This window comes from Citrobacter sp. Igbk 14 (genome assembly GCF_028069825.1).
Taxonomy (GTDB): domain Bacteria; phylum Pseudomonadota; class Gammaproteobacteria; order Enterobacterales; family Enterobacteriaceae; genus Citrobacter.
The window spans coordinates 1-18,718 of record NZ_JANEWM010000032.1 but is presented as its reverse complement, the minus strand read 5'-3'; the positions used below and the strand labels follow the sequence as shown (position 1 = coordinate 18,718).

23 protein-coding genes are annotated in these 18,718 nt (G+C 52.5%); 10 read left to right on the top strand and 13 right to left on the bottom strand.

What is annotated here, in order from left to right; all coding sequences use genetic code 11:
- Nucleotides 1–60 precede the first annotated feature (60 nt).
- The 9 genes from flgJ to flgB are packed head-to-tail and all read right to left on the bottom strand — an operon-like array spanning nt 61 to nt 7,266.
- Nucleotides 61–1,011: a flagellar assembly peptidoglycan hydrolase FlgJ gene (gene flgJ, locus NNN64_RS13795; RefSeq protein ID WP_271441731.1), complete on the bottom strand. Its 951-nt coding sequence runs from the start codon at nt 1,009–1,011 to the stop codon at nt 61–63.
- A complete protein-coding gene (locus NNN64_RS13790; RefSeq protein ID WP_137383046.1) occupies nt 1,011–2,087 on the bottom strand; it encodes a flagellar basal body P-ring protein FlgI in 1,077 nt (358 codons plus the stop codon). The genes flgJ and NNN64_RS13790 overlap by 1 nt, the downstream gene beginning before the upstream one ends.
- A 33-nt stretch (nt 2,088–2,120) precedes the next feature.
- A complete protein-coding gene (gene flgH / locus NNN64_RS13785; protein ID WP_003836756.1) occupies nt 2,121–2,819 on the bottom strand; it encodes a flagellar basal body L-ring protein FlgH in 699 nt (232 codons plus the stop codon).
- 57 nt (nt 2,820–2,876) lie between these two features.
- Nucleotides 2,877–3,659, bottom strand: a complete 783-nt coding sequence (flgG, locus tag NNN64_RS13780; RefSeq protein ID WP_005129045.1) for a flagellar basal-body rod protein FlgG — start codon at nt 3,657–3,659, stop codon at nt 2,877–2,879.
- Nucleotides 3,660–3,672: 13 nt separating this feature from the next.
- Nucleotides 3,673–4,428 (bottom strand): flagellar basal body rod protein FlgF, encoded by a 756-nt coding sequence (locus NNN64_RS13775; protein WP_045441661.1) that lies wholly within the window; start codon nt 4,426–4,428, stop codon nt 3,673–3,675.
- Between the two features lie 20 nt (nt 4,429–4,448).
- Nucleotides 4,449–5,705, bottom strand: coding sequence for a flagellar hook protein FlgE (gene flgE, locus NNN64_RS13770; protein WP_271441730.1), 1,257 nt, complete (start codon nt 5,703–5,705; stop codon nt 4,449–4,451).
- Nucleotides 5,706–5,731: 26 nt separating this feature from the next.
- The gene (gene flgD / locus NNN64_RS13765) at nt 5,732–6,430 is read right to left on the bottom strand and encodes a flagellar hook assembly protein FlgD (RefSeq protein ID WP_271441729.1); all 699 of its coding nucleotides are present in this window, start codon (nt 6,428–6,430) and stop codon (nt 5,732–5,734) included.
- An 11-nt stretch (nt 6,431–6,441) separates the two neighbouring features.
- Nucleotides 6,442–6,846 carry a flagellar basal body rod protein FlgC gene (gene flgC / locus NNN64_RS13760; protein WP_045441655.1) on the bottom strand — a complete coding sequence of 135 codons (405 nt, stop codon included), beginning with the start codon at nt 6,844–6,846 and terminating at the stop codon, nt 6,442–6,444.
- Between the two features lie 3 nt (nt 6,847–6,849).
- Complete coding sequence (gene flgB / locus NNN64_RS13755) at nt 6,850–7,266, bottom strand: flagellar basal body rod protein FlgB (protein ID WP_003036189.1); 417 nt, start codon at nt 7,264–7,266, stop codon at nt 6,850–6,852.
- A 157-nt stretch (nt 7,267–7,423) separates the two neighbouring features.
- On the opposite strand from flgB, the gene flgA reads away from it, so the two are divergent.
- The 3 genes from flgA (at nt 7,424) to flgN (ending at nt 8,896) form a co-directional block, all read left to right on the top strand.
- A complete protein-coding gene (gene flgA / locus NNN64_RS13750; protein ID WP_271441728.1) occupies nt 7,424–8,083 on the top strand; it encodes a flagellar basal body P-ring formation chaperone FlgA in 660 nt (219 codons plus the stop codon).
- A 93-nt stretch (nt 8,084–8,176) separates the two neighbouring features.
- On the top strand, nt 8,177–8,470 hold the full coding sequence (gene flgM / locus NNN64_RS13745) for a flagellar biosynthesis anti-sigma factor FlgM (RefSeq protein WP_005129057.1): 294 nt from the start codon (nt 8,177–8,179) through the stop codon (nt 8,468–8,470).
- Between the two features lie 3 nt (nt 8,471–8,473).
- Nucleotides 8,474–8,896: a flagella biosynthesis chaperone FlgN gene (flgN, locus tag NNN64_RS13740; protein ID WP_271441727.1), complete on the top strand. Its 423-nt coding sequence runs from the start codon at nt 8,474–8,476 to the stop codon at nt 8,894–8,896.
- An 88-nt stretch (nt 8,897–8,984) separates the two neighbouring features.
- Here flgN and murJ read toward each other — a convergent pair whose 3' ends face one another.
- The 4 genes from murJ to rimJ form a co-directional block, all read right to left on the bottom strand.
- Nucleotides 8,985–10,520, bottom strand: a complete 1,536-nt coding sequence (gene murJ, locus NNN64_RS13735; RefSeq protein ID WP_271441726.1) for a murein biosynthesis integral membrane protein MurJ — start codon at nt 10,518–10,520, stop codon at nt 8,985–8,987.
- 221 nt (nt 10,521–10,741) lie between these two features.
- Nucleotides 10,742–11,665, bottom strand: a complete 924-nt coding sequence (locus tag NNN64_RS13730; RefSeq protein WP_271441725.1) for a Gfo/Idh/MocA family protein — start codon at nt 11,663–11,665, stop codon at nt 10,742–10,744.
- 1 nt (nt 11,666) lies between these two features.
- Complete coding sequence (locus tag NNN64_RS13725) at nt 11,667–12,314, bottom strand: YceH family protein (RefSeq protein WP_048211222.1); 648 nt, start codon at nt 12,312–12,314, stop codon at nt 11,667–11,669.
- A 35-nt stretch (nt 12,315–12,349) separates the two neighbouring features.
- Nucleotides 12,350–12,934 carry a ribosomal protein S5-alanine N-acetyltransferase gene (gene rimJ / locus NNN64_RS13720; protein WP_005129064.1) on the bottom strand — a complete coding sequence of 195 codons (585 nt, stop codon included), beginning with the start codon at nt 12,932–12,934 and terminating at the stop codon, nt 12,350–12,352.
- A 260-nt stretch (nt 12,935–13,194) separates the two neighbouring features.
- Here rimJ and mdtH point away from each other — a divergent pair, with 260 nt between their 5' ends.
- The 7 genes from mdtH (at nt 13,195) to NNN64_RS13685 (ending at nt 18,677) form a co-directional block, all read left to right on the top strand.
- Nucleotides 13,195–14,403 (top strand): multidrug efflux MFS transporter MdtH, encoded by a 1,209-nt coding sequence (gene mdtH / locus NNN64_RS13715; protein ID WP_137383040.1) that lies wholly within the window; start codon nt 13,195–13,197, stop codon nt 14,401–14,403.
- A 116-nt stretch (nt 14,404–14,519) separates the two neighbouring features.
- Nucleotides 14,520–15,080 carry a lipoprotein gene (locus NNN64_RS13710; protein WP_061068127.1) on the top strand — a complete coding sequence of 187 codons (561 nt, stop codon included), beginning with the start codon at nt 14,520–14,522 and terminating at the stop codon, nt 15,078–15,080.
- Between the two features lie 105 nt (nt 15,081–15,185).
- On the top strand, nt 15,186–16,232 hold the full coding sequence (gene pyrC, locus NNN64_RS13705) for a dihydroorotase (RefSeq protein ID WP_271441724.1): 1,047 nt from the start codon (nt 15,186–15,188) through the stop codon (nt 16,230–16,232).
- A gap of 74 nt (nt 16,233–16,306) precedes the next feature.
- Entirely contained in the window at nt 16,307–16,552 is a 246-nt protein-coding gene (dinI, locus tag NNN64_RS13700) for a DNA damage-inducible protein I (RefSeq protein ID WP_202038314.1), read from the top strand.
- Nucleotides 16,553–16,891: 339 nt separating this feature from the next.
- On the top strand, nt 16,892–17,146 hold the full coding sequence (gene bssS / locus NNN64_RS13695; protein WP_003036154.1) for a biofilm formation regulator BssS: 255 nt from the start codon (nt 16,892–16,894) through the stop codon (nt 17,144–17,146).
- Between the two features lie 246 nt (nt 17,147–17,392).
- The gene (solA, locus tag NNN64_RS13690) at nt 17,393–18,511 is read left to right on the top strand and encodes an N-methyl-L-tryptophan oxidase (protein ID WP_271441723.1); all 1,119 of its coding nucleotides are present in this window, start codon (nt 17,393–17,395) and stop codon (nt 18,509–18,511) included.
- Nucleotides 18,512–18,563: 52 nt separating this feature from the next.
- Nucleotides 18,564–18,677 (top strand): YceO family protein, encoded by a 114-nt coding sequence (locus NNN64_RS13685; RefSeq protein WP_003846814.1) that lies wholly within the window; start codon nt 18,564–18,566, stop codon nt 18,675–18,677.
- Nucleotides 18,678–18,718: the final 41 nt, after the last annotated feature.

Below are 18,718 nucleotides of genomic sequence, written 5' to 3'. Positions count from 1 at the left end.
GTTCCTTGTAATCCTTCAATACTCGGTATTATCGGCAGCAGGTCAGCAGACTTGAGCTATTTAAAAGAGATTATCGAGATTCGTGCTGTAGGTTTTACTCACCTTTTCGCTCATCGATTTTAGCTGCTGGATCATGCTAGTTAATTTACGCGCATAGTTAGGGTCAGTGGCGTAACCGGCATTCTGCAATGCCTGGGCACCCTGCTCAGCGGTCGCAGCACCGGTCACCGCGGCGTAACGCGGATTTCGAGATATCAGACCGACATAATCCGACAGTGCTTCAAGATAGGAGCTATAAACACGGAATTTCGCTTTCACTTTTTTCGCCTCACCGTTTTCGTATTCGGTGGTGGTGATTTCAGTGGTCGGCCCTTTCCAGCTTCCCGAGGCTTTTACCCCAAAAATGTTAAAGCTCGGCTCGCCGTTCTCTCGTCGAATTTGTCGTTGCCCCCACCCGGACTCCAGCGCAGCCTGCGCCAGAATCAGATGATGAGGAACCCCACTCTGTTGACTGGCCAGTTTTGCAGGCAACGAAAGTTGAGCGAGGAAGTCTTTGCTGTCACCCGACAGCGGTTCATCACTGCTTTCTGTAGTTCTGGGCATCGCTTTACGCACCAGTTGCGTCAGCGTCTGATTTTGATAGCTGGTCACCGTTTCCAGCGAGAACTTCATCGGCACCTGCGGCGCATCATCCGCAGGTTGCCCCTGTCCTTGCGTCATCTGCTTGACCATCATTTCTGCCAGTCCCAGTCCTTTTCCTGCCGTCATCTGCTGGGCGATCTGTTGGTCATACATGCTGGTGTATAAACGCGTGGAGTCGCTGCTAAACACACCGTCTTTGGGTAGCGCCTCGCGCATGCTTTTCAACATCATCTGCACGAACATCCCTTCAACCTGGCGGGCGACCGGGCGGATATTGGCCGCCGGGTCCTGACCCGCTTTCGCTTTCAGTTCGTTCAGTGATTGTGCATCCCAGGCTGCGCTGGTCAGCAGTTTGCTATCACCAATCATTAGATGATTTCCAGTTTGGCGCGCAGACAACCTGCACTTTGCATGGACTGCAGGATAGACATCAGATCCATCGGTGTTGCCCCCAGCGCATTCAATGCTCGTACGACGTTGTTCAGGTTGGCACTGGAACGAACGCTCTGCAACGAACCACCGCTCTGGCGCAGATCAATCTGCGTTTGTGGCGTCACCACGGTTTGTCCACCACCAAACGGTGTATCCGGCTGGCTGACATTCGCCTGGCGGTTAACCGTAATCGACAGGTTGCCTTGTGCTACAGCGCAACTATCCAGCGTCACTTCACGGTTCATTACCACCGATCCCGTACGGGAGTTAATAATCACCTTCGCGTCCTGCGGTGTGACGTTCACTTCCATATTCTGGATATCCGCGAGGAAACGTACCTGCGAGCTATTACCACTCGGGACGCGTACCTGAATCGTGCGTGCATCCAGCGCAGTCGCACTGCCAAATCCGCGAGAACGGTTAATGGTGTCGGTTATCTGCTGTGCCATGGTGAAATCTTCATTATTCAGCTGCAGATTAATGGTATTACCACCACCAAACTGGGTGGGTAACTCACGTTCAATAATGGCACCGTTGGTGATACGTCCACCATTGAGCTGGTTCACCTGGACACTACTTCCACCCGCTGCGGCACCTGCACCACCGACCAGAATATTCCCCTGCGCCAACGCATATACCTGGCTATCAACCCCTTTCAGCGGCGTCATCAGCAACGTCCCGCCACGCAGGCTTTTGGCGTTCCCCATTGAAGAGACCACCACATCGATGGTTTGTCCCTGACGGCCAAACGCCGGGAATGACGCAGTCACCATCACCGCCGCCACGTTTTTCAACTGCATATTGGTGCCCGTCGGCACGGTGATCCCCAACTGAGAAAGCATGTTATTCAGCGTTTGCGTGGTAAACGGTGTCTGGGTAGTCTGGTCACCCGTACCGTCCAGCCCCACCACCAGCCCGTAGCCTATCAGCGAGTTTTCACGCACCCCCTGAACACTGGTCAGATCACGAATGCGATCGGCATGCGCAAAGGTGGTAGCCAGGACCAGTACCATTCCAACAAGAGTTTTAAACACTGGATACCTCGCTTACATCGGCGATAAATTAAGGAAGAAACGCTGCAACCAGCCCATATTCTGCGCCTCGTTGATATAGCCGTTACCGACATATTCAATACGCGCATCCGCAACCTGCGTTGACGGTACAGAGTTGCTGCCGCTAATGGTGCGCGGGTTAACAACTCCAGAGAAGCGAATGAATTCAGTGCCCTGGTTAATGGCGATCTGTTTTTCACCCACGACATGTAAATTGCCATTCACCAGTACCTGATCAACCGTCACGGTCAACGTACCACTGAAGGTGTTTCTGGCGTTCGCGCCGCCTTTACCGTTAAACGAGTTGCCGCCAGAAGCCTCTACGTCGGCACGCTCGTTGCCAAACAGCCCCTGCAGGTAACGGGGTACCGTGTCAAAACCAAAGTTAGTTTTGCCATCACGACTGGCATTCGCCGAGGAGCTTTTGCTCGCACTGACGTTTTCCTGCAATACGATAGTCAGCGTATCGCCAATATTGCGCGGACGGCGGTCTTCAAATAACGGCTGGTAGCCATAATTAATCGGCTGCGCAGACTGAAATATTGATCCATTCGCCACCGGCGTAGGGCCTGGAACGGGCTGGGCAGTCGTCGCGCCCTGCACGAGCGGAGTGGCCGGTATCCAGGCACATCCTGTCAGTGAAACCACCAGCAGGGCCAAAATCGGGTATGGGTGAAGCGCGTATTTTCGCATTGCCTTCATCTTCAAAATCAGTGCGCCGGTGAGGCTTTCACCCCACCGGACGTCACTTTAGAGTTGCGTCAGTTTCTGCAGCATCTGATCGGTGGTCGATACCGCTTTACTGTTGATTTCATAAGCACGTTGAACCTGGATCATGTTGACCAGTTCTTCCGCCACGTTGACATTAGAGGTTTCCACATAACCCTGGTACAACAGGCCCGCGCCGTTCAACCCTGGCGTGCTTTCGTTCGGTGCACCGGACGATTGCGTTTCGGTGTACAAATTCTCACCAATACTTTCCAGGCCAGTATCATTCATGAAGGTCGTCAGGTTGAGTTGTCCCACCTGAACAGGCGCAGCCTGGCCCTGCTGAGTCACACTGACAATACCGTCTCGTCCAATGGTGATACTCAGCGAGTTAGCCGGGATAGTGATTGCAGGCTGTACCTGAAAACCACCCGCCGTGACCAACTGACCGTTCTGATCCACCTGGAAAGAGCCATCACGTGTATAAGCTGACGTCCCATCCGGTAACATGACCTGGAAAAAGCCCTGGCCTTTAATCGCCACATCTTTACTGTTATTGGTCTGTGACAGATTACCCTGGCTGTGCAAACGTTCGGTCGCAACCGGACGCACACCGGTACCAATCTGCAAACCAGACGGCAGTGTTGTCTGTTCAGAAGACTGAGCTCCCGGTTGACGAATTGTCTGGTACAGCAGATCTTCAAACACCGCACGCTGGCGTTTAAAACCATTCGTACTGACGTTTGCCAGGTTGTTGGCAATCACATCCATGTTGGTTTGCTGCGCGTCCAGGCCGGTTTTGGCGATCCATAATGAATTGATCATAAAATGTCCTGTATTAACTCATCGACAGCAGTTGGTTGGCGCGGCCCGCGTTATCATCCACGCTACTGATAATCTTCATCTGCATTTCGAAGCGGCGAGCGCTGGCAATCATATCGCTCATCGCCGCAACGGGTTTGACGTTACTGCCTTCCAGTACGCCCGACATCACGCGGATGCTGGGGTCGGCTTGCAGTGTCGGCCCGCGGGTAGCCTGCGCTGCCGCATTCAGACGGAACATCCCGTCATCACCACGTTGCACTTCACTTCCCGTCGCTTTAACCAGCTTCAGACGTCCTACTGGCGCCACCGTATTTGCGGGATCGCCTGGGTTGAGCGCCGAAATCGTTCCGTCAGCGGCGATAGTCACTTCCGACCCTTCCGGTACCGCTATCGGCCCCGCTTCGCCGATCACCGGATGTCCCTGAATAGTCAGCTCACCGGTTGGACTCACCTGAATAGCGCCATTGCGGGTGTATCCTTCGCTGCCATCAGCGGTCTGCACAGCCAACCAGCCATCCTGCTGCAAGGCCACATCCAGCGGGCGGGAGGTATAATCCATCTGGCCTGGCGTCATATCGGCCCCAGGCGTGGAAGCAACCACCAGCGTACGCGTCGGCAGTGAAAGCCCTTCTACGGGAACCGCACGCAGCGCGTTGAGCTGAGCACGAAAACCCGGTGTCGAGGCATTTGCCAGGTTGCTGGCCGTCACCGCTTGTTGATTCAGCGTCTGACTGGCCGCGCCCATGGCGGTATATATTGCGTGATCCATTAAGCCATCCCGTCAGGCGCTTAGCGCAGGTTGACCAGTGTGTTAAGGATCTGATCCTGGGTTTTGATAGTCTGCGCATTCGACTGATAGTTACGCTGAGCGACAATCATATTCACCAGTTCTTTACTCAAATCCACGTTAGAGGCTTCCAACGCACCGTTGGTCAGCTTGCCGAAGTTACCCGTACCCGCGGTACCCAGCAGCGCCACACCGGAGGCCTGAGTTGCCGCCCAGACGTTATCACCCTGAGACGCCAGACCTTCGTTGTTGGCAAAGTTTGCCAGCACGATCTGTCCCAGAAGCTGTTTCTGTTCGTTCGAGTAGTTACCGACTACGGTACCGTCATTGTTAATCTGGTAGCTCACCAGATCGCCTGGTTTGTAGCCGTCCTGATTCGTGGCAACAATGTTATTTGCACCGGTGTTCTGCTGCATGGAGTTAAGGAAGCTCAGCGAGAAGCCAGCCGGGACCGCGCCATTGATCGTACCGGTATCAATATTGATAGACTTTGGCCATGGTGTTTGTGTAGCACCCGGTACCGCCTCATTGGCGGTAGTACTAATACCTATAAACGCTCCATTATCGTCAAAGCGCATAAATCCTGCAGGTTTCGCAGGATCTCCGGTAGAAGCATCTTGCGTGAAGACTTCCCAAGTGTTGCTTTGCGCATTTTTGACATAAAAAATATTCATGTCATGGGCGTTACCCTGGCTATCAAAAACGGTCACTGTACCTTTTTTGTTGTACGAATCCGCATCACTTGGGCTAAATGTCTTATTCTTTGGTTCTTTGTCAGTGGAGTTCAGGTTGATCTGCATCGACGCGGTGGTGGTGGCTTTTGCCGCCATCAGCGTGTTGGGAATGGTGATCGGTGCCGGGTTCGCGCCCTGCTGAACGGTCGGCGGCGTACCGGTGGCCGGGTAGCCCGTCAGCTGTAAACCCTGCATATTGACGATGTTGCGGTTTTCATCGAGTTTGAACTGACCGTTACGGCTGAAGAAAACGGAACCATTGCTGTCAACCATACGGAAAAAACCGTTCTGGCTGATAGCCACATCCAGCCCACGTCCGGTGTTGGTCGTGGTGCCATCGGTAAAGTCCTGGGTAATACCCGCAACTTTAACGCCCAGACCCACTTTAGAACCGGCGAACATATCGGCAAAGGATGCCGTACCGGATTTAAAACCGTAGGTGGCGGAGTTGGCGATGTTGTTACCAATGACATCGAGGTTGGTCGCTGCAGCGTTCAGACCGCTGACCGCTTGTGAAAAGGCCATGACTTACTCCTGATAAGTGTGAAGGCTTAGATTATCTGCCGTACTTCGTCGAGGGTGGTGGTTCCATAGGTGCCCAGATCCAGCGTGTTACCGCCGTTACTGCGGATAACACCCTGCACCAGCGCAAACTGTAGAGGCTGCGCCACAAGCTGCGTTCCGCCATTACTGGCCGCAATCGAGACGTTATACGAACCGCTCGGTGCATCCGTGCCGTCCGTCATCGTGCCGTCCCAGGTAAAGGTATGCACACCCGCTTTCAACCCGCCAATATCGATGGTGCGTACCACCTTGCCGTCTTTATCGGTAATGGTTGCGGTAACCTTATCTGCCGGTTGCTGCAGCTCAACGCCAAACGGTGTCGTGGTCGTCGTTGCCCCTTCTTCCGCACCTTTACCGGTCAGAATGGTGGTCCCCGGGATCATGACGCCATGACCAATCAGAGTACTGGCCTGCAACGACTGGCTGCTATCGATCTGTCCGGAGATCGATCCCAGCGTGGTATTCAATTTTTCAATGCCGCTTACGGTACTGATTTGCGCTAACTGGGTAGTCAACTCATTGTTTTGCAGCGGGTTGGTCGGGTCCTGGTTTTTTAACTGCGCAACCAGAAGCGTCAAAAAGCTGCTTTGCAGATCAGCCGCGTTGCTCCCTGTCAGCGAACTGTTGCCAGTGGCAGCATTAACACCCGACGTACTCGGGTCATTCATTTTTACAGCAACGGACATATGCGCCTCCTTTACTGGCCCAGCGTCAGCGTTTTAAGCATCAAGCTCTTCACGGTATTGAGCACTTCAACGTTTGCCTGATAGCTGCGTGAAGCAGACATGGTGTTAACCATCTCGCCAACCACGTCGACATTCGGCATTTTTACGTAGCCATTCGCATCCGCCAGCGGATTGCCCGGTTCATAAACCAGCTTGTCCGGCGCCTGACTTTCAATGACGTCAGCAACTTTTACGCCACCGGTTGCTGCGCCTGGTGCTGCATCAACCTGAAAAACAACCTGCTTTGCGCGATACGGCTGACCATCAGGTCCGGTCACGCTATCGGCGTTCGCCATGTTGCTGGCAGCCACGTTCAGACGCTGAGACTGAGCCGTCAGCGCAGAACCTGCGATATCAAAAATATTGAGCAACGCCACGGGTTAGTTCCCTCCTTGCAGCACGTTCATCATGCCCTTGATTTGCCCACCTAACGCGGTAAGCCCCATCTGGTACTTCAGGCTGTTATCCGCAAACTGCGTACGCTCCCTGTCCATATCCACCGTGTTGCCATCCAGAGACGGCTGGTCAGGAATGCGATAGAGCAACTCCGTAGAAGGAGCCGAGACAGTCTGGGCAGGAATGTGTTGTGCAGAGGTCAGCGTCAACGAAACACCGCCTGTTTCTTCCCGCCCTCGCACCATGACTTTTTTTAATTCACTGGCGAAATCCAGGTCGCGCGCCTGATACCCCGGCGTGTCGGCATTGGCAATGTTGGCCGCTAATATTTCCTGGCGTTGGGCGCGCAAATTCAGCGCTTCCTGTTGAAAACGTAAGGCGGCATCGAGCTTATCGAGCATATCTCCTCCGCAAATGACAAAATTCAGCCGACAGCTTAAATCCCATCACGCGCGCGTTATCGCCGGAATAAACGCAAAATGCGTCGCTATTTGTTGCGTTGATGACTGCGTCACACAGGTAGAATCCTGCCACTACCTGAAAAAGCGCGAGGTTTTGATGCAAACGTTTAAACGTGGAATAGTCGTGGCAGCACTGCTGTTCAGCCCTATGACGCTGGCACAAGACCTGAATTCGCAGTTAACCGCGTGGTTTTCCCAGCGCCTGGCCGGGTTTAGCGATGAGGTGGTCGTCACTGTCCGTACGCCGCCAAACTTGCAGCCCAGCTGCGATCAGCCTGCGCTGAGCGTGTCCGGCAGTGCGAAACTGTGGGGTAACGTGAACGTGCTGGCCCGCTGCGCCAATGAAAAACGCTATCTGCAGGTCACTGTGCAAGCCACCGGCAACTATGTTGTCGCAGCGACCCCTGTTGCCCGCGGAAGCGCACTGAACGCGGCCAGCGTAACGCTAAAACGTGGTCGTCTGGATCAACTGCCGCCACGCGCCGTACTGGACATTAACCAGGTTCAGGATGCCGTGAGCCTGCGCGACCTGGTTCCCGGTCAGCCAATCCAGCTCACAATGTTGCGCCAGGCGTGGCGGATAAAAGCGGGTCAACGCGTGATGGTTATCGCCAACGGAGACGGCTTTCGGGTCAATGCCGAAGGTAAAGCGCTCAACAATGCAGCCGTCGCGCAAAACGCCCGAGTGCGGATGATTTCTGGTCAGGTGGTGAGTGGAATCGTCGATTCTGATGGGAATATTCTTATTAACCTATAATAGGTTAAAGATTTTTTAGCGAGTGCCGATAGATAATCAACCAATGATTAAAGCGGGCCGCTATAGCGTAACCCCTCGATGAGGATAGAAAAAATGAGTATTGATCGTACCTCACCATTGAAGCCAGTAAGCACTGTCCAGCCACGCGAAACCAGCGACTCGCCGGTACAAAAAGCGCGGAAGGAAAAAACAGCGACGACAAACAGCACCAGCGTAATGCTGAGTGACGCTCAGGCCAAATTGATGCAGCCCGGCACCAATGACATCAATATGGAACGTGTCGAAGCGCTGAAAACCGCGATCCGCAACGGCGAGCTGAAAATGGATACCGGAAAAATTGCCGACTCGCTGATCCGCGAGGCACAGAGCTACCTACAGAGTAAATAAAGTATGACTCGTTTGTCAGAAATACTTGATCAGATGACGACCGTCCTCAATGACCTAAAAACAGTGATGGATGCTGAGCAGCATCAGCTCTCTGCAGGGCAGATCAACGGTAGCCAGCTACAGCGAATTACAGAAGAAAAAAGTTCTTTGCTGGCCACCCTCGATTATCTGGAACAGCAGCGCCGCCTGGAGAATGACGCCACGCGCAGCGCCAACGATGAGATTGCCGAGCGCTGGCAGACAATCACGAAGAAAACACAGCATTTGCGTGATCTCAACCAGCACAATGGTTGGCTGCTGGAAGGGCAAATCGAACGCAATCAACAGGCAATTCAAGTGCTGAAACCGCACCAGGAGCCGACGCTGTATGGCGCGAACGGCCACACATCTGCGGCACATCGCGGTGGGAAAAAATTCTCTATTTGATCATTGCCTGATGGCATTGTGCTTATCAGGCAACGCTATTCTGTTGGCCGGATGCGGCGTGGTACCGCCATCCGGCATAGGATGTCCATTACGCCGTCCGGCGAACGAACTCTTTCACTTTAAAGCCCAGCGCCGCAAGAGCGGCGAAGTAGGCCACGATTCCCACGACCACCACCGCCAGCAAACGCATCACACGCCACACCATTGTCCCTTGTGACCAGTCCGGCATCATGTAAAGCATCCCTACCAGCGCAGCAGACATCACCAGCACTGAAATCACCAGACGCGTCAGGAACCAGGCCCATCCTGCCTGTGGGGTGAATATTTTCTGTTTGCGCAGTTGCCAATAGAGCAGTGAAGCATTCAGACACGCCGCCAAACCGATCGACAACGACAGTCCGGCATGCTTCAACGGCCCGATAAACGCCAGGTTCATCACCTGGGTCAGAATCAGCGTCACAATGGCAATTTTTACCGGCGTTTTAATATCCTGACGCGAGTAAAAACCAGGCGCCAATACTTTCACGATGATAATGCCAATCAGACCGACCGAATACGCCACCAGCGCACGCTGGGTCATCGCCGCATCAAACGCGGTAAATTTTCCATACTGGAACAGCGACACCGTCAGCGGTTTCGCCAGGATACCCAACGCCACGGCACTGGGTAACGCCAGCAGAAAACACAGGCGCAGCCCCCAGTCCATCAGGCGACAATACTCATCATGATTACCGCTGGAAAAACTTTTGGACAGTGACGGCAGCAGGATTGTCCCCAGCGCAACCCCCAAAACACCGGAGGGAAACTCCATCAGACGGTCAGCATAATACATCCATGACACTGAGCCGGAGGCCAGAAACGAGGCGAAGATCGTGTTAATAATCATGGAAACCTGGCTGACGGAAACCCCAAGGATCGCCGGCCCCATTTGCTTCACGACGCGCATCGCACCTTCATCGCGGAAGTTGACACGCGGCAGTACCAGCATGCCAATTTTCTTCAAATGCGGAAGCTGATAAACCAATTGCAGCACACCGCCCACGGTGACAGCCCACGCCAGCGCCAGCACCGGCGGATGGAAATAAGGCGCGGCAAACAGCGCAAAACCAATCATGCTGATATTCAGAAACGTCGGCGCAAACGCGGGAATGGAGAAGCGATTCCATGTGTTAAGGATTGCACCTGCCAGTGAGGCCAGCGAAATCAGCAGAATATAAGGAAAAGTTATCCGCAGCAGTTGGGTAGTCAGTGTGAACTTATCTGCAGTATCAGCAAACCCTGGCGCGGTGACCATGATCACCCACGGCGCAGCAAGCATCCCGGCCACCGTGACGACGGCCAGCGCCAGCGTCAATAGACCAGAAACATAGGCGACAAACACGCGGGTGGCGTCTTCGCCCTGCTTACTTTTGTATTCGGCAAGAATCGGTACAAACGCCTGGGAGAACGCACCCTCAGCAAAAATACGGCGCAGCAGGTTAGGAAGTTTGAATGCCACAAAAAAGGCGTCGGTCGCCATCCCTGCGCCAAAGATTCTGGCGACAATCGCGTCACGCGCAAAACCCAGCACACGTGAGAACATCGTCATCGAGCTGACGGCTGCCAGCGATTTTAATAAATTCATCTATGTTGTATTCCAGACTCTGAGGCAGAACCCCGCATAGCCAGTCCATTGGCCGGAGAAGGCGTTGAGCCCTCATCCGGTGATGTCGCAGAGCCTAATGCCGACGCTAAAGCGTCTTATCAGGCCGACAAACTGGTCTATAGCTTGAAAAGAGGTGTTTTTTGAGTGGGCATATAGTACCTGGATTAGCGTGAATTACTACCGCCAGATGTTACAGGGGGTTATTCCTCCATCGCCTCCCGCCACAGTTTTTCAACCACACGCTGCGCCAGAATCGCCTGCTCGCCCGCCGTCTCAGGAACCGTCTGATTTTGTACGCAGGCTATAAAATGACGTGCGCATCCGGCAAACCCACGTTGTTCTAACGTCGTTTGCCATCCTGCAATGGGCTTATGTACCACACCCTGCCCGCGTTCCTCGCGCCATTCCCGCATATCCGTCACATCAATCAAGCCCCCTTCCGTCACGGCCTGGATACACTCGCGCTGGCTACCTGCACGGCGGTGCATGCTGGTGGTTATCTGTAGCTGGTCGGCAGAAAAATGATGTTCAGCATACAGCATCTCACCGGTGTCATTTGTTAACAGCGTGCCGCCATTAAGTTGAACCTGTCCTCCCGCCAGCCACAGCGCGGTGTCTACCACGTGCAGATAATCATCCAGCAGCGTAAAACGCAGATCGTGCGGCCCGACGCTATCCGTACGGTGCTTGTCCATACGAACAGACGCCGCATTGCCCAACTGCGCCTTTAGATCCTGATACAGCGGCGCAAAGCGACGATTAAACCCAACCATTAGTGTCAGTTTTTTCCGCGCCGCCAGCTCCACCAGTTGTTCAGCTTCGCGCAGATTTTCTGCCAGCGGCTTGTCCACGCAAACGTGAACGCCGGCATTCAGCAACTCACTCACTACGGCGTAGTGAGTGGCGGTACTGGAATGAACGAAAACGGCATCGCAGGTTGCCGCTAAATTCTGTACAGAATCAACGTATGGCATTCGCCAGGTTTCACAAATACGCAGCGCTTTTTCCCGCGAGGGCGACCATGCGCCCTGCAATGTCCAGTCCGCAGATGCGCCCAACACAGGCAACCATGCCTTTTGCGCGATACTCCCTAACCCGACCACGCCGATACGCAATTTTCCCACGTTAGTCTCCCAGGTGTGCCAATAACGAATCGAGCCGCTGTTTCAGCTCTGCCACTTCAGTTTCCAGCGCTTCAACACGCGCCTGCAAATCTCCAGACGCCGCCTGCGGTTCATCTGCCGCAGCGAGTGACTCATCAACCTCGCCACAAAACAGGTGCATATAACGACTTTCTCGCTTTCCAGGTTCACGCGCCAGGCGGACCACATAAGGGCCATCTTCCCGGGTAGCCAGTTTCTCCAGCGTCGACTCCACTTCCGCCATATCGCTGAACTCATACATTCGGGATGCGCGGCTACGCAATTCACCCGGTGTCTGAGCGCCACGGAGTAACAGCGTGGTGATCAATGCCACTTCACCCGCGCTAAGCTTAAGATTGCCAAACTCTGAATTACAGAACCGCTGTTCGTATTTGGTCACGCGATTACCAAAGCCGCTCACCGTACGCAGAAAATGCCTTTTTACCAGGTTATCAAGCTGGTCCTGCACGTCGGCTTCCGACAGATTCATCACCGGTTCACGGTTGGTTTTTTGATTACACGCGGTCACCACACCATTCACGGAAAGGGGATATTGTTCCGGTGTAGTAACCTGTTTTTCTAATAAGCAGCCAATCACACGGGCTTCAGTGGCGGTTAATTCGTATTTCATCGTCTTCTCCATTATTCAGGCCGCGCGCCTGAAACTTAGCGACCGGGGGTCCATTCTGATGTTGTCAACGCCGTCAGCACATGATCGCGCCACTGCCCATCAATCAGCAGATAGTCTTTTGCATACCCTTCTTTCTCAAAGCCGAGTCGCGCCAGCAAATCGCCGCTACGCTTATTGTGTGGCATGTAGTTCGCCATAATGCGGTGAATATGTTGCGTCCGCTGTACATAACGAATTGCGGCGGTCAGGGCTTCGTACATCAGCCCCTGCCCTTGCCACTTCTGCGCAATGGAATAACCGAGATAACAGGCGTGGAAAGATCCGCGCACCACGTTCGAAAAGTTCGCAACGCCGATAATTTCTTTTTCGTCGGGATCGAGCAGCGCGAAATACCAGGCTGTACCTTGTTTATGAAATTCAGAGATCATGCTCAGACGCGCCTGCCAGCCAGAGGGGTAGCAGTGGCTTTCATCGCGGATAGGTTCCCAGGGCTTTAAGAAATGACGATTCTCTGCGTAATAATCTGCCAGACGCCAGGCATCACGCTCATGCACCAAACGCACGACCAGGCGGTCCGTGGTTAAGCGCACTTTTGGCACGTTACTGCGATAGCCAAACATTCTATACCTACTCCTTCCCGTAACGTCTTCAATACGCAATTCGCATTACTATACCTGTGCAAATACACCCTGTGAAAAGAGCAAAATGCCATTTTTTGAATTATTCACACATTTTGATGAAAACTCTCTATCAAGACGGACTTTTGATAAAAAAATATTGTCCCGCCAAGGGTGGGAAAAGCGCAAACGACACCGCAGAATAGAAGGTGCTTATCTTTTAAACTCTCCACCGAGTGACGAGTTTTTTCCCTGGAGGGGAAATGTCGCAAGTCTCGCAGGCAAGGAACCTGGGTAAATATTTCCTGCTCATCGATAATATGCTGGTCGTGCTGGGTTTCTTTGTCGTTTTCCCACTGATCTCTATCCGTTTCGTCGACCAAATGGGCTGGGCCGCCGTGATGGTCGGTATCGCACTTGGATTGCGCCAATTTATTCAGCAAGGTCTGGGGATTTTTGGCGGCGCAATTGCTGACCGCTTTGGTGCCAAACCCATGATTGTGACCGGCATGTTGATGCGTGCCGCCGGGTTCGCCACGATGGGGATTGCGCACGAACCCTGGCTATTGTGGTTTTCCTGTTTCCTCTCCGGCTTAGGCGGTACATTATTCGACCCGCCCCGTTCGGCACTGGTGGTCAAACTGATCCGCCCGGAAAAGCGCGGGCGCTTTTTCTCCATCCTGATGATGCAGGACAGTGCCGGTGCCGTTGTTGGCGCATTACTCGGCAGTTGGCTGTTACAGTACGATTTCCGTCTGGTCTGCGCTACGGGTGCGATCTTGTTCGTTTTGTGCGCTGCGTTTAACGCCTGGCTGCTTCCGGCATGGAAGCTGTCCACCGTGAAAATTCCCGTGCGCGAAGGCATGAGCCATGTGATGCATGACAAACGATTTGTCACCTATGTCCTGACGCTGGCGGGGTATTACATGTTGGCGGTACAGGTTATGTTGATGCTGCCAATTATGGTTAATGACATTGCCGGTTCGCCAGCCGCCGTGAAGTGGATGTATGCCATCGAGGCGTGTCTCTCTTTAACGCTGCTCTACCCTATCGCCCGCTGGAGTGAGAAACGTTTTCGTCTTGAGCATCGGCTGATGGCAGGCCTGCTGATCATGTCTCTTAGCATGATGCCCATCGGTCTGGTCGGAAATTTACAGCAGCTTTTCACCCTGATTTGCACCTTCTATATCGGTTCTATCATTGCGGAACCGGCACGCGAGACGCTGAGCGCGTCGTTGGCAAATGCGCGCGCACGGGGCAGCTACATGGGCTTTAGCCGCCTCGGGTTAGCCATCGGCGGTGCCATCGGTTATATCGGTGGCGGCTGGCTGTTTGACATGGGTAAAGCATTGTCACAGCCAGAACTCCCGTGGATGATGCTCGGCATTATCGGCTTTATCACCTTCCTCGCGCTGGGCTGGCAGTTTAGCCATAAACGCCCGTCACGCGGCATGCTGGAACCTGATGCCTGATAGCTGACCAGACGTCCCGGACTCAATTTCAGTTTTTTCTGCTGGTGTCCGGGTCGCTGGTGCTTGATGCTGCTTTGTGTCACGATTACGCCACAAGCATCATGTTGAGGAACCCCATGAAAAAGATTTTTTTTGCTGCTGCACTGATTGTCAGCGGCCTGTTGGTTGGTTGTAATCAACTCACACAATACACGGTTAGCGAGCAAGAGATTAATCAGGCACTGGCTAAGCATAACGACTTCTCGAAAGATATTGGTCTGCCTGGCGTCGCTGAAGCCCACATCGTACTGACCAATCTCGCCAGCCAGATTGGTCGCGAAGAACCGAATAAAGTGACGCTGACAGGCGATGCCAATCTGGATATGAATTCCCTTTTTGGTAGCCAGAAAGCGACCATGAAATTGAAGTTAAAAGCATTGCCAGTCTTCAATAAAGAAAAAGGCGCGATTTATCTGCAAGAAATGGAAGTGGTCGACGCGACCGTCACACCAGAGAAAATGCAATCTGTACTGCAAACGCTGATGCCCTACTTAAATCAGTCGCTGCGCAATTACTTTAACCAGCAACCGGCCTATATTCTGCGTGAAGACAGCAGCAAAGGCGAAGCGTTGGCGAAAAAACTGGCGAAAGGGATTGAGGTTAAACCGGGCGAAATCATTATCCCGTTTACCGATTAATCAACAACAGGGCGCGAATGCGCCCTTTTTTTTCGTGCAAACGAAAACGTTTCCGCTTATCCTTTGTTTCCGGCAAAAAAGACTATCCTCAGCCGGAGCATATTGATGACTGCACCATCCCAGGTTTTAAAGATCCGCCGCCCAGACGACTGGCACCTTCACCTTCGCGATGGCGACATGTTGAAAACTGTCGTGCCTTATACCAGTGAAACTTATGGTCGCGCGATTGTTATGCCAAACCTCGCTCCGCCGGTCACTACCGTTGACGCGGCCATTGCGTACCGTCAGCGCATTCTGGACGCTGTACCCGCCGGACATCACTTTACGCCATTAATGACCTGCTACTTAACGGACACGCTGGATCCTAATGAACTTGAGCGTGGATTCAACGAAGGTGTCTTCACCGCCGCTAAACTGTATCCCGCCAATGCAACAACCAACTCTACACACGGTGTAACCTCGGTCGATGCCATTATGCCGGTACTGGAGCGCATGGAAAAATTGGGGATGCCACTGTTGGTGCATGGTGAAGTAACGCATGCTGATATCGATATTTTCGATCGCGAAGCACGTTTTATCGAAACGGTGATGGACCCCTTACGTCAGCGTTTAACCGCGCTAAAAGTGGTGTTTGAACATATCACGACCAAAGATGCCGCCGAGTACGTTCGCGAGGGCAACGAGCTTCTTGCAGCAACCATCACACCGCAGCATTTAATGTTTAACCGCAACCATATGCTGGTCGGCGGAATTCGTCCGCATCTGTACTGTCTGCCGATACTCAAACGTAATGTTCACCAGCAGGCGCTGCGCGAACTGGTTGCCAGCGGATTCAGTCGTGCATTCCTTGGCACCGACTCCGCACCGCATGCGCGTCATCGTAAGGAGTCCAGTTGCGGCTGTGCGGGCTGCTTTAATGCGCCGACCGCGCTGGGCAGCTATGCCACTGTGTTCGAAGAGATGAACGCTCTGGACCATTTCGAAGCCTTCTGCTCACTCAATGGCCCGCAGTTCTATGGTTTGCCGGTGAATGAGACCTTTATTGAGCTGGAACGCGTGGAGCACCAGGTCCCGGAGAGCATTGCGCTGGAAAACGATACGCTGGTGCCTTTCCTTGGCGGTGAAACGGTACGCTGGTCAGTAAAACGCTAAAAAAGTGTAGCCCACTGTTGTCAACTGGCGCAGTTAACTGTATAAATAACCAGTATATCCAACAGGGGGCTATTATGCGTATTGAAGTCACTATTGCCAAAACTTCACCTTTACCAGCCGGTGCTATCGACGCGCTGGCAGGTGAACTCTCCCGCCGTATTCATCATCATTTTCCGGATAACGAAGGTAACGTTACCGTTCGTTATGCCGGGGCCAACAATCTGTCGGTTATTGGCGCATCAAAAGAGGACAAAGAACGCATCAGCGAAATCCTACAGGAAACCTGGGAAAGCGCGGATGACTGGTTCATCAACGAATAAAAAATGATATGCAGTGATGTTTGTTTGCCGGGTCGCCCCGGCTTTTTTATACGTGAATCCTTTAAATCAATCTTGCATTCACCACGCTGGCAGATAATTTATATTAAGCACCTTGATTATCTTTTAATCAAATCACCAAAATAATTGCACAACATGCTAAAAAAAAATGAATAACATGTTGTTTTATTAGTCAGATAACACTGAAAACAAAAAATTTATGCGCCGCCCTCTTTAAATTTTCAATGAATACCCTTATTTATTGATATACTGAAGTTGCTTCAGAAAAAAACGCATTGAACCTCGAAAACCGTTGTCTAGTAACACGAATTAGGGGGCATGATGGAAAAGAATAATGAAGTCATTCAGACTCATCCGCTTGTAGGGTGGGACATCAGCACTGTTGATAGCTACGATGCGCTGATGCTGCGTTTGCACTACCAGACCCCGAATCGTCCGGACCCGGATGGGACTGAAGTCGGTCAAACGCTCTGGTTAACCACTGATGTTGCCAGGCAATTTATTTCGATATTAGAAGCCGGAATCGCCAAAATTGAATCTGGCGATTACCAGGTAAATGAGTATCAGCGACATTAAACCTGATACATCACACCATCAAAAGGCACCTTCGCGGTGCCTTTCTTATTTGCAGGTTGAATATTCCGGTTCAGTTATTTACGCTGCTATACCTGTCATACTTCAAGTTGCATGTGCATTGGCTTTACTCGGCCTTTGGCCTCGCCCCTTCGGGGCCAGCGCAAGCGCTATTCAAAACGGCCAGAGCGTTTTGTCCTGCAACTCGAATTATTTAACGTATACTATCGCGATTGCAGAGAGAAGCGGATGAAATACGACTTAATCATTATTGGCAGCGGTTCCGTGGGCGCCGCAGCCGGATACTACGCCACTCGCGCCGGTCTCAACGTTTTGATGATCGATGCGCATATGCCACCGCATCAGCAGGGCAGCCACCACGGCGATACACGATTAATTCGTCATGCGTATGGCGAAGGTGAAAAATACGTTCCACTGGTGCTACGTGCCCAGACCTTGTGGGATGAACTTTCCGCACAAAATGAAGAGCCTGTTTTTGTTCGCTCTGGCGTTATCAACCTGGGCCCTGCAGATTCAACCTTCTTAGCGACCGTAGCGCAAAGTGCCAAACAGTGGCAGCTCAATGTCGAGCAGCTGGATGCTGCAGCCATCATGGCTCGCTGGCCAGAACTTCGCGTGCCTGAAAACTATATCGGACTGTTTGAAGCTGAATCCGGTTTTTTACGTAGTGAGTTAGCCATTAAAACCTGGATTCGCCTGGCTGAAGAGGCGGGTTGTGCACAGCTGTTTAAATGCCCCGTCACGGCGATTCATCACCACGATGATGGCGTAACGATTGCAACAGCCGATGGTGACTACCACGCGAAAAAAGTCGTCGTCAGCGCCGGTACCTGGGTCAAGGCATTGCTGCCGGAACTGCCGATACAACCGGTGCGTAAGGTGTTCGCATGGTATCAGGCTGACGGGCGCTACAGTGTCAAAAACAAATTCCCGGCATTTACCGGCGAACTGCCAAATGGCGATCAATACTACGGTTTTCCGGCTGAGAATGACGAGTTAAAAATTGGCAAACATAACGGCGGACAGGTCATTCATTCACCTGAAGAACGTAAACCGTTTGCCGCTGTCGCCAGCGATGGTTCTGAGGCTTTCCCATTCCTGCGCGCTATTTTGCCTGGCATTGGCTGTTGTCTGCATGGCGCATCCTGTACTTACGATAACTCGCCAGATGAAGACTTCATTATCGATACGTTGCCAGACCATGACAACACGCTGGTGATTACCGGACTCAGCGGACACGGTTTTAAGTTTGCTTCCGTACTGGGCGAAATTGCGACTGATTTTGCCCAAGGTAAACCGTCAGCTTTTGACCTGACGCCATTCAGGCTGTCCCGTTTTAAGCGATAATTGATCAATGGCCTCGTTGGTGAGGCCATTTTTAATGACAGGAAAAACATTGATGCGCCGCATCTTTCACTATCTGGTTAATAATATTCGCGAGCATTTCATGCTCTACATTATTTTATGGTCGCTGCTGGCGATTATGGACGTCATATATATTATGTTCTTCTAATCGATATGTACTGACATTAATTGACAAAAACTGATAATTAC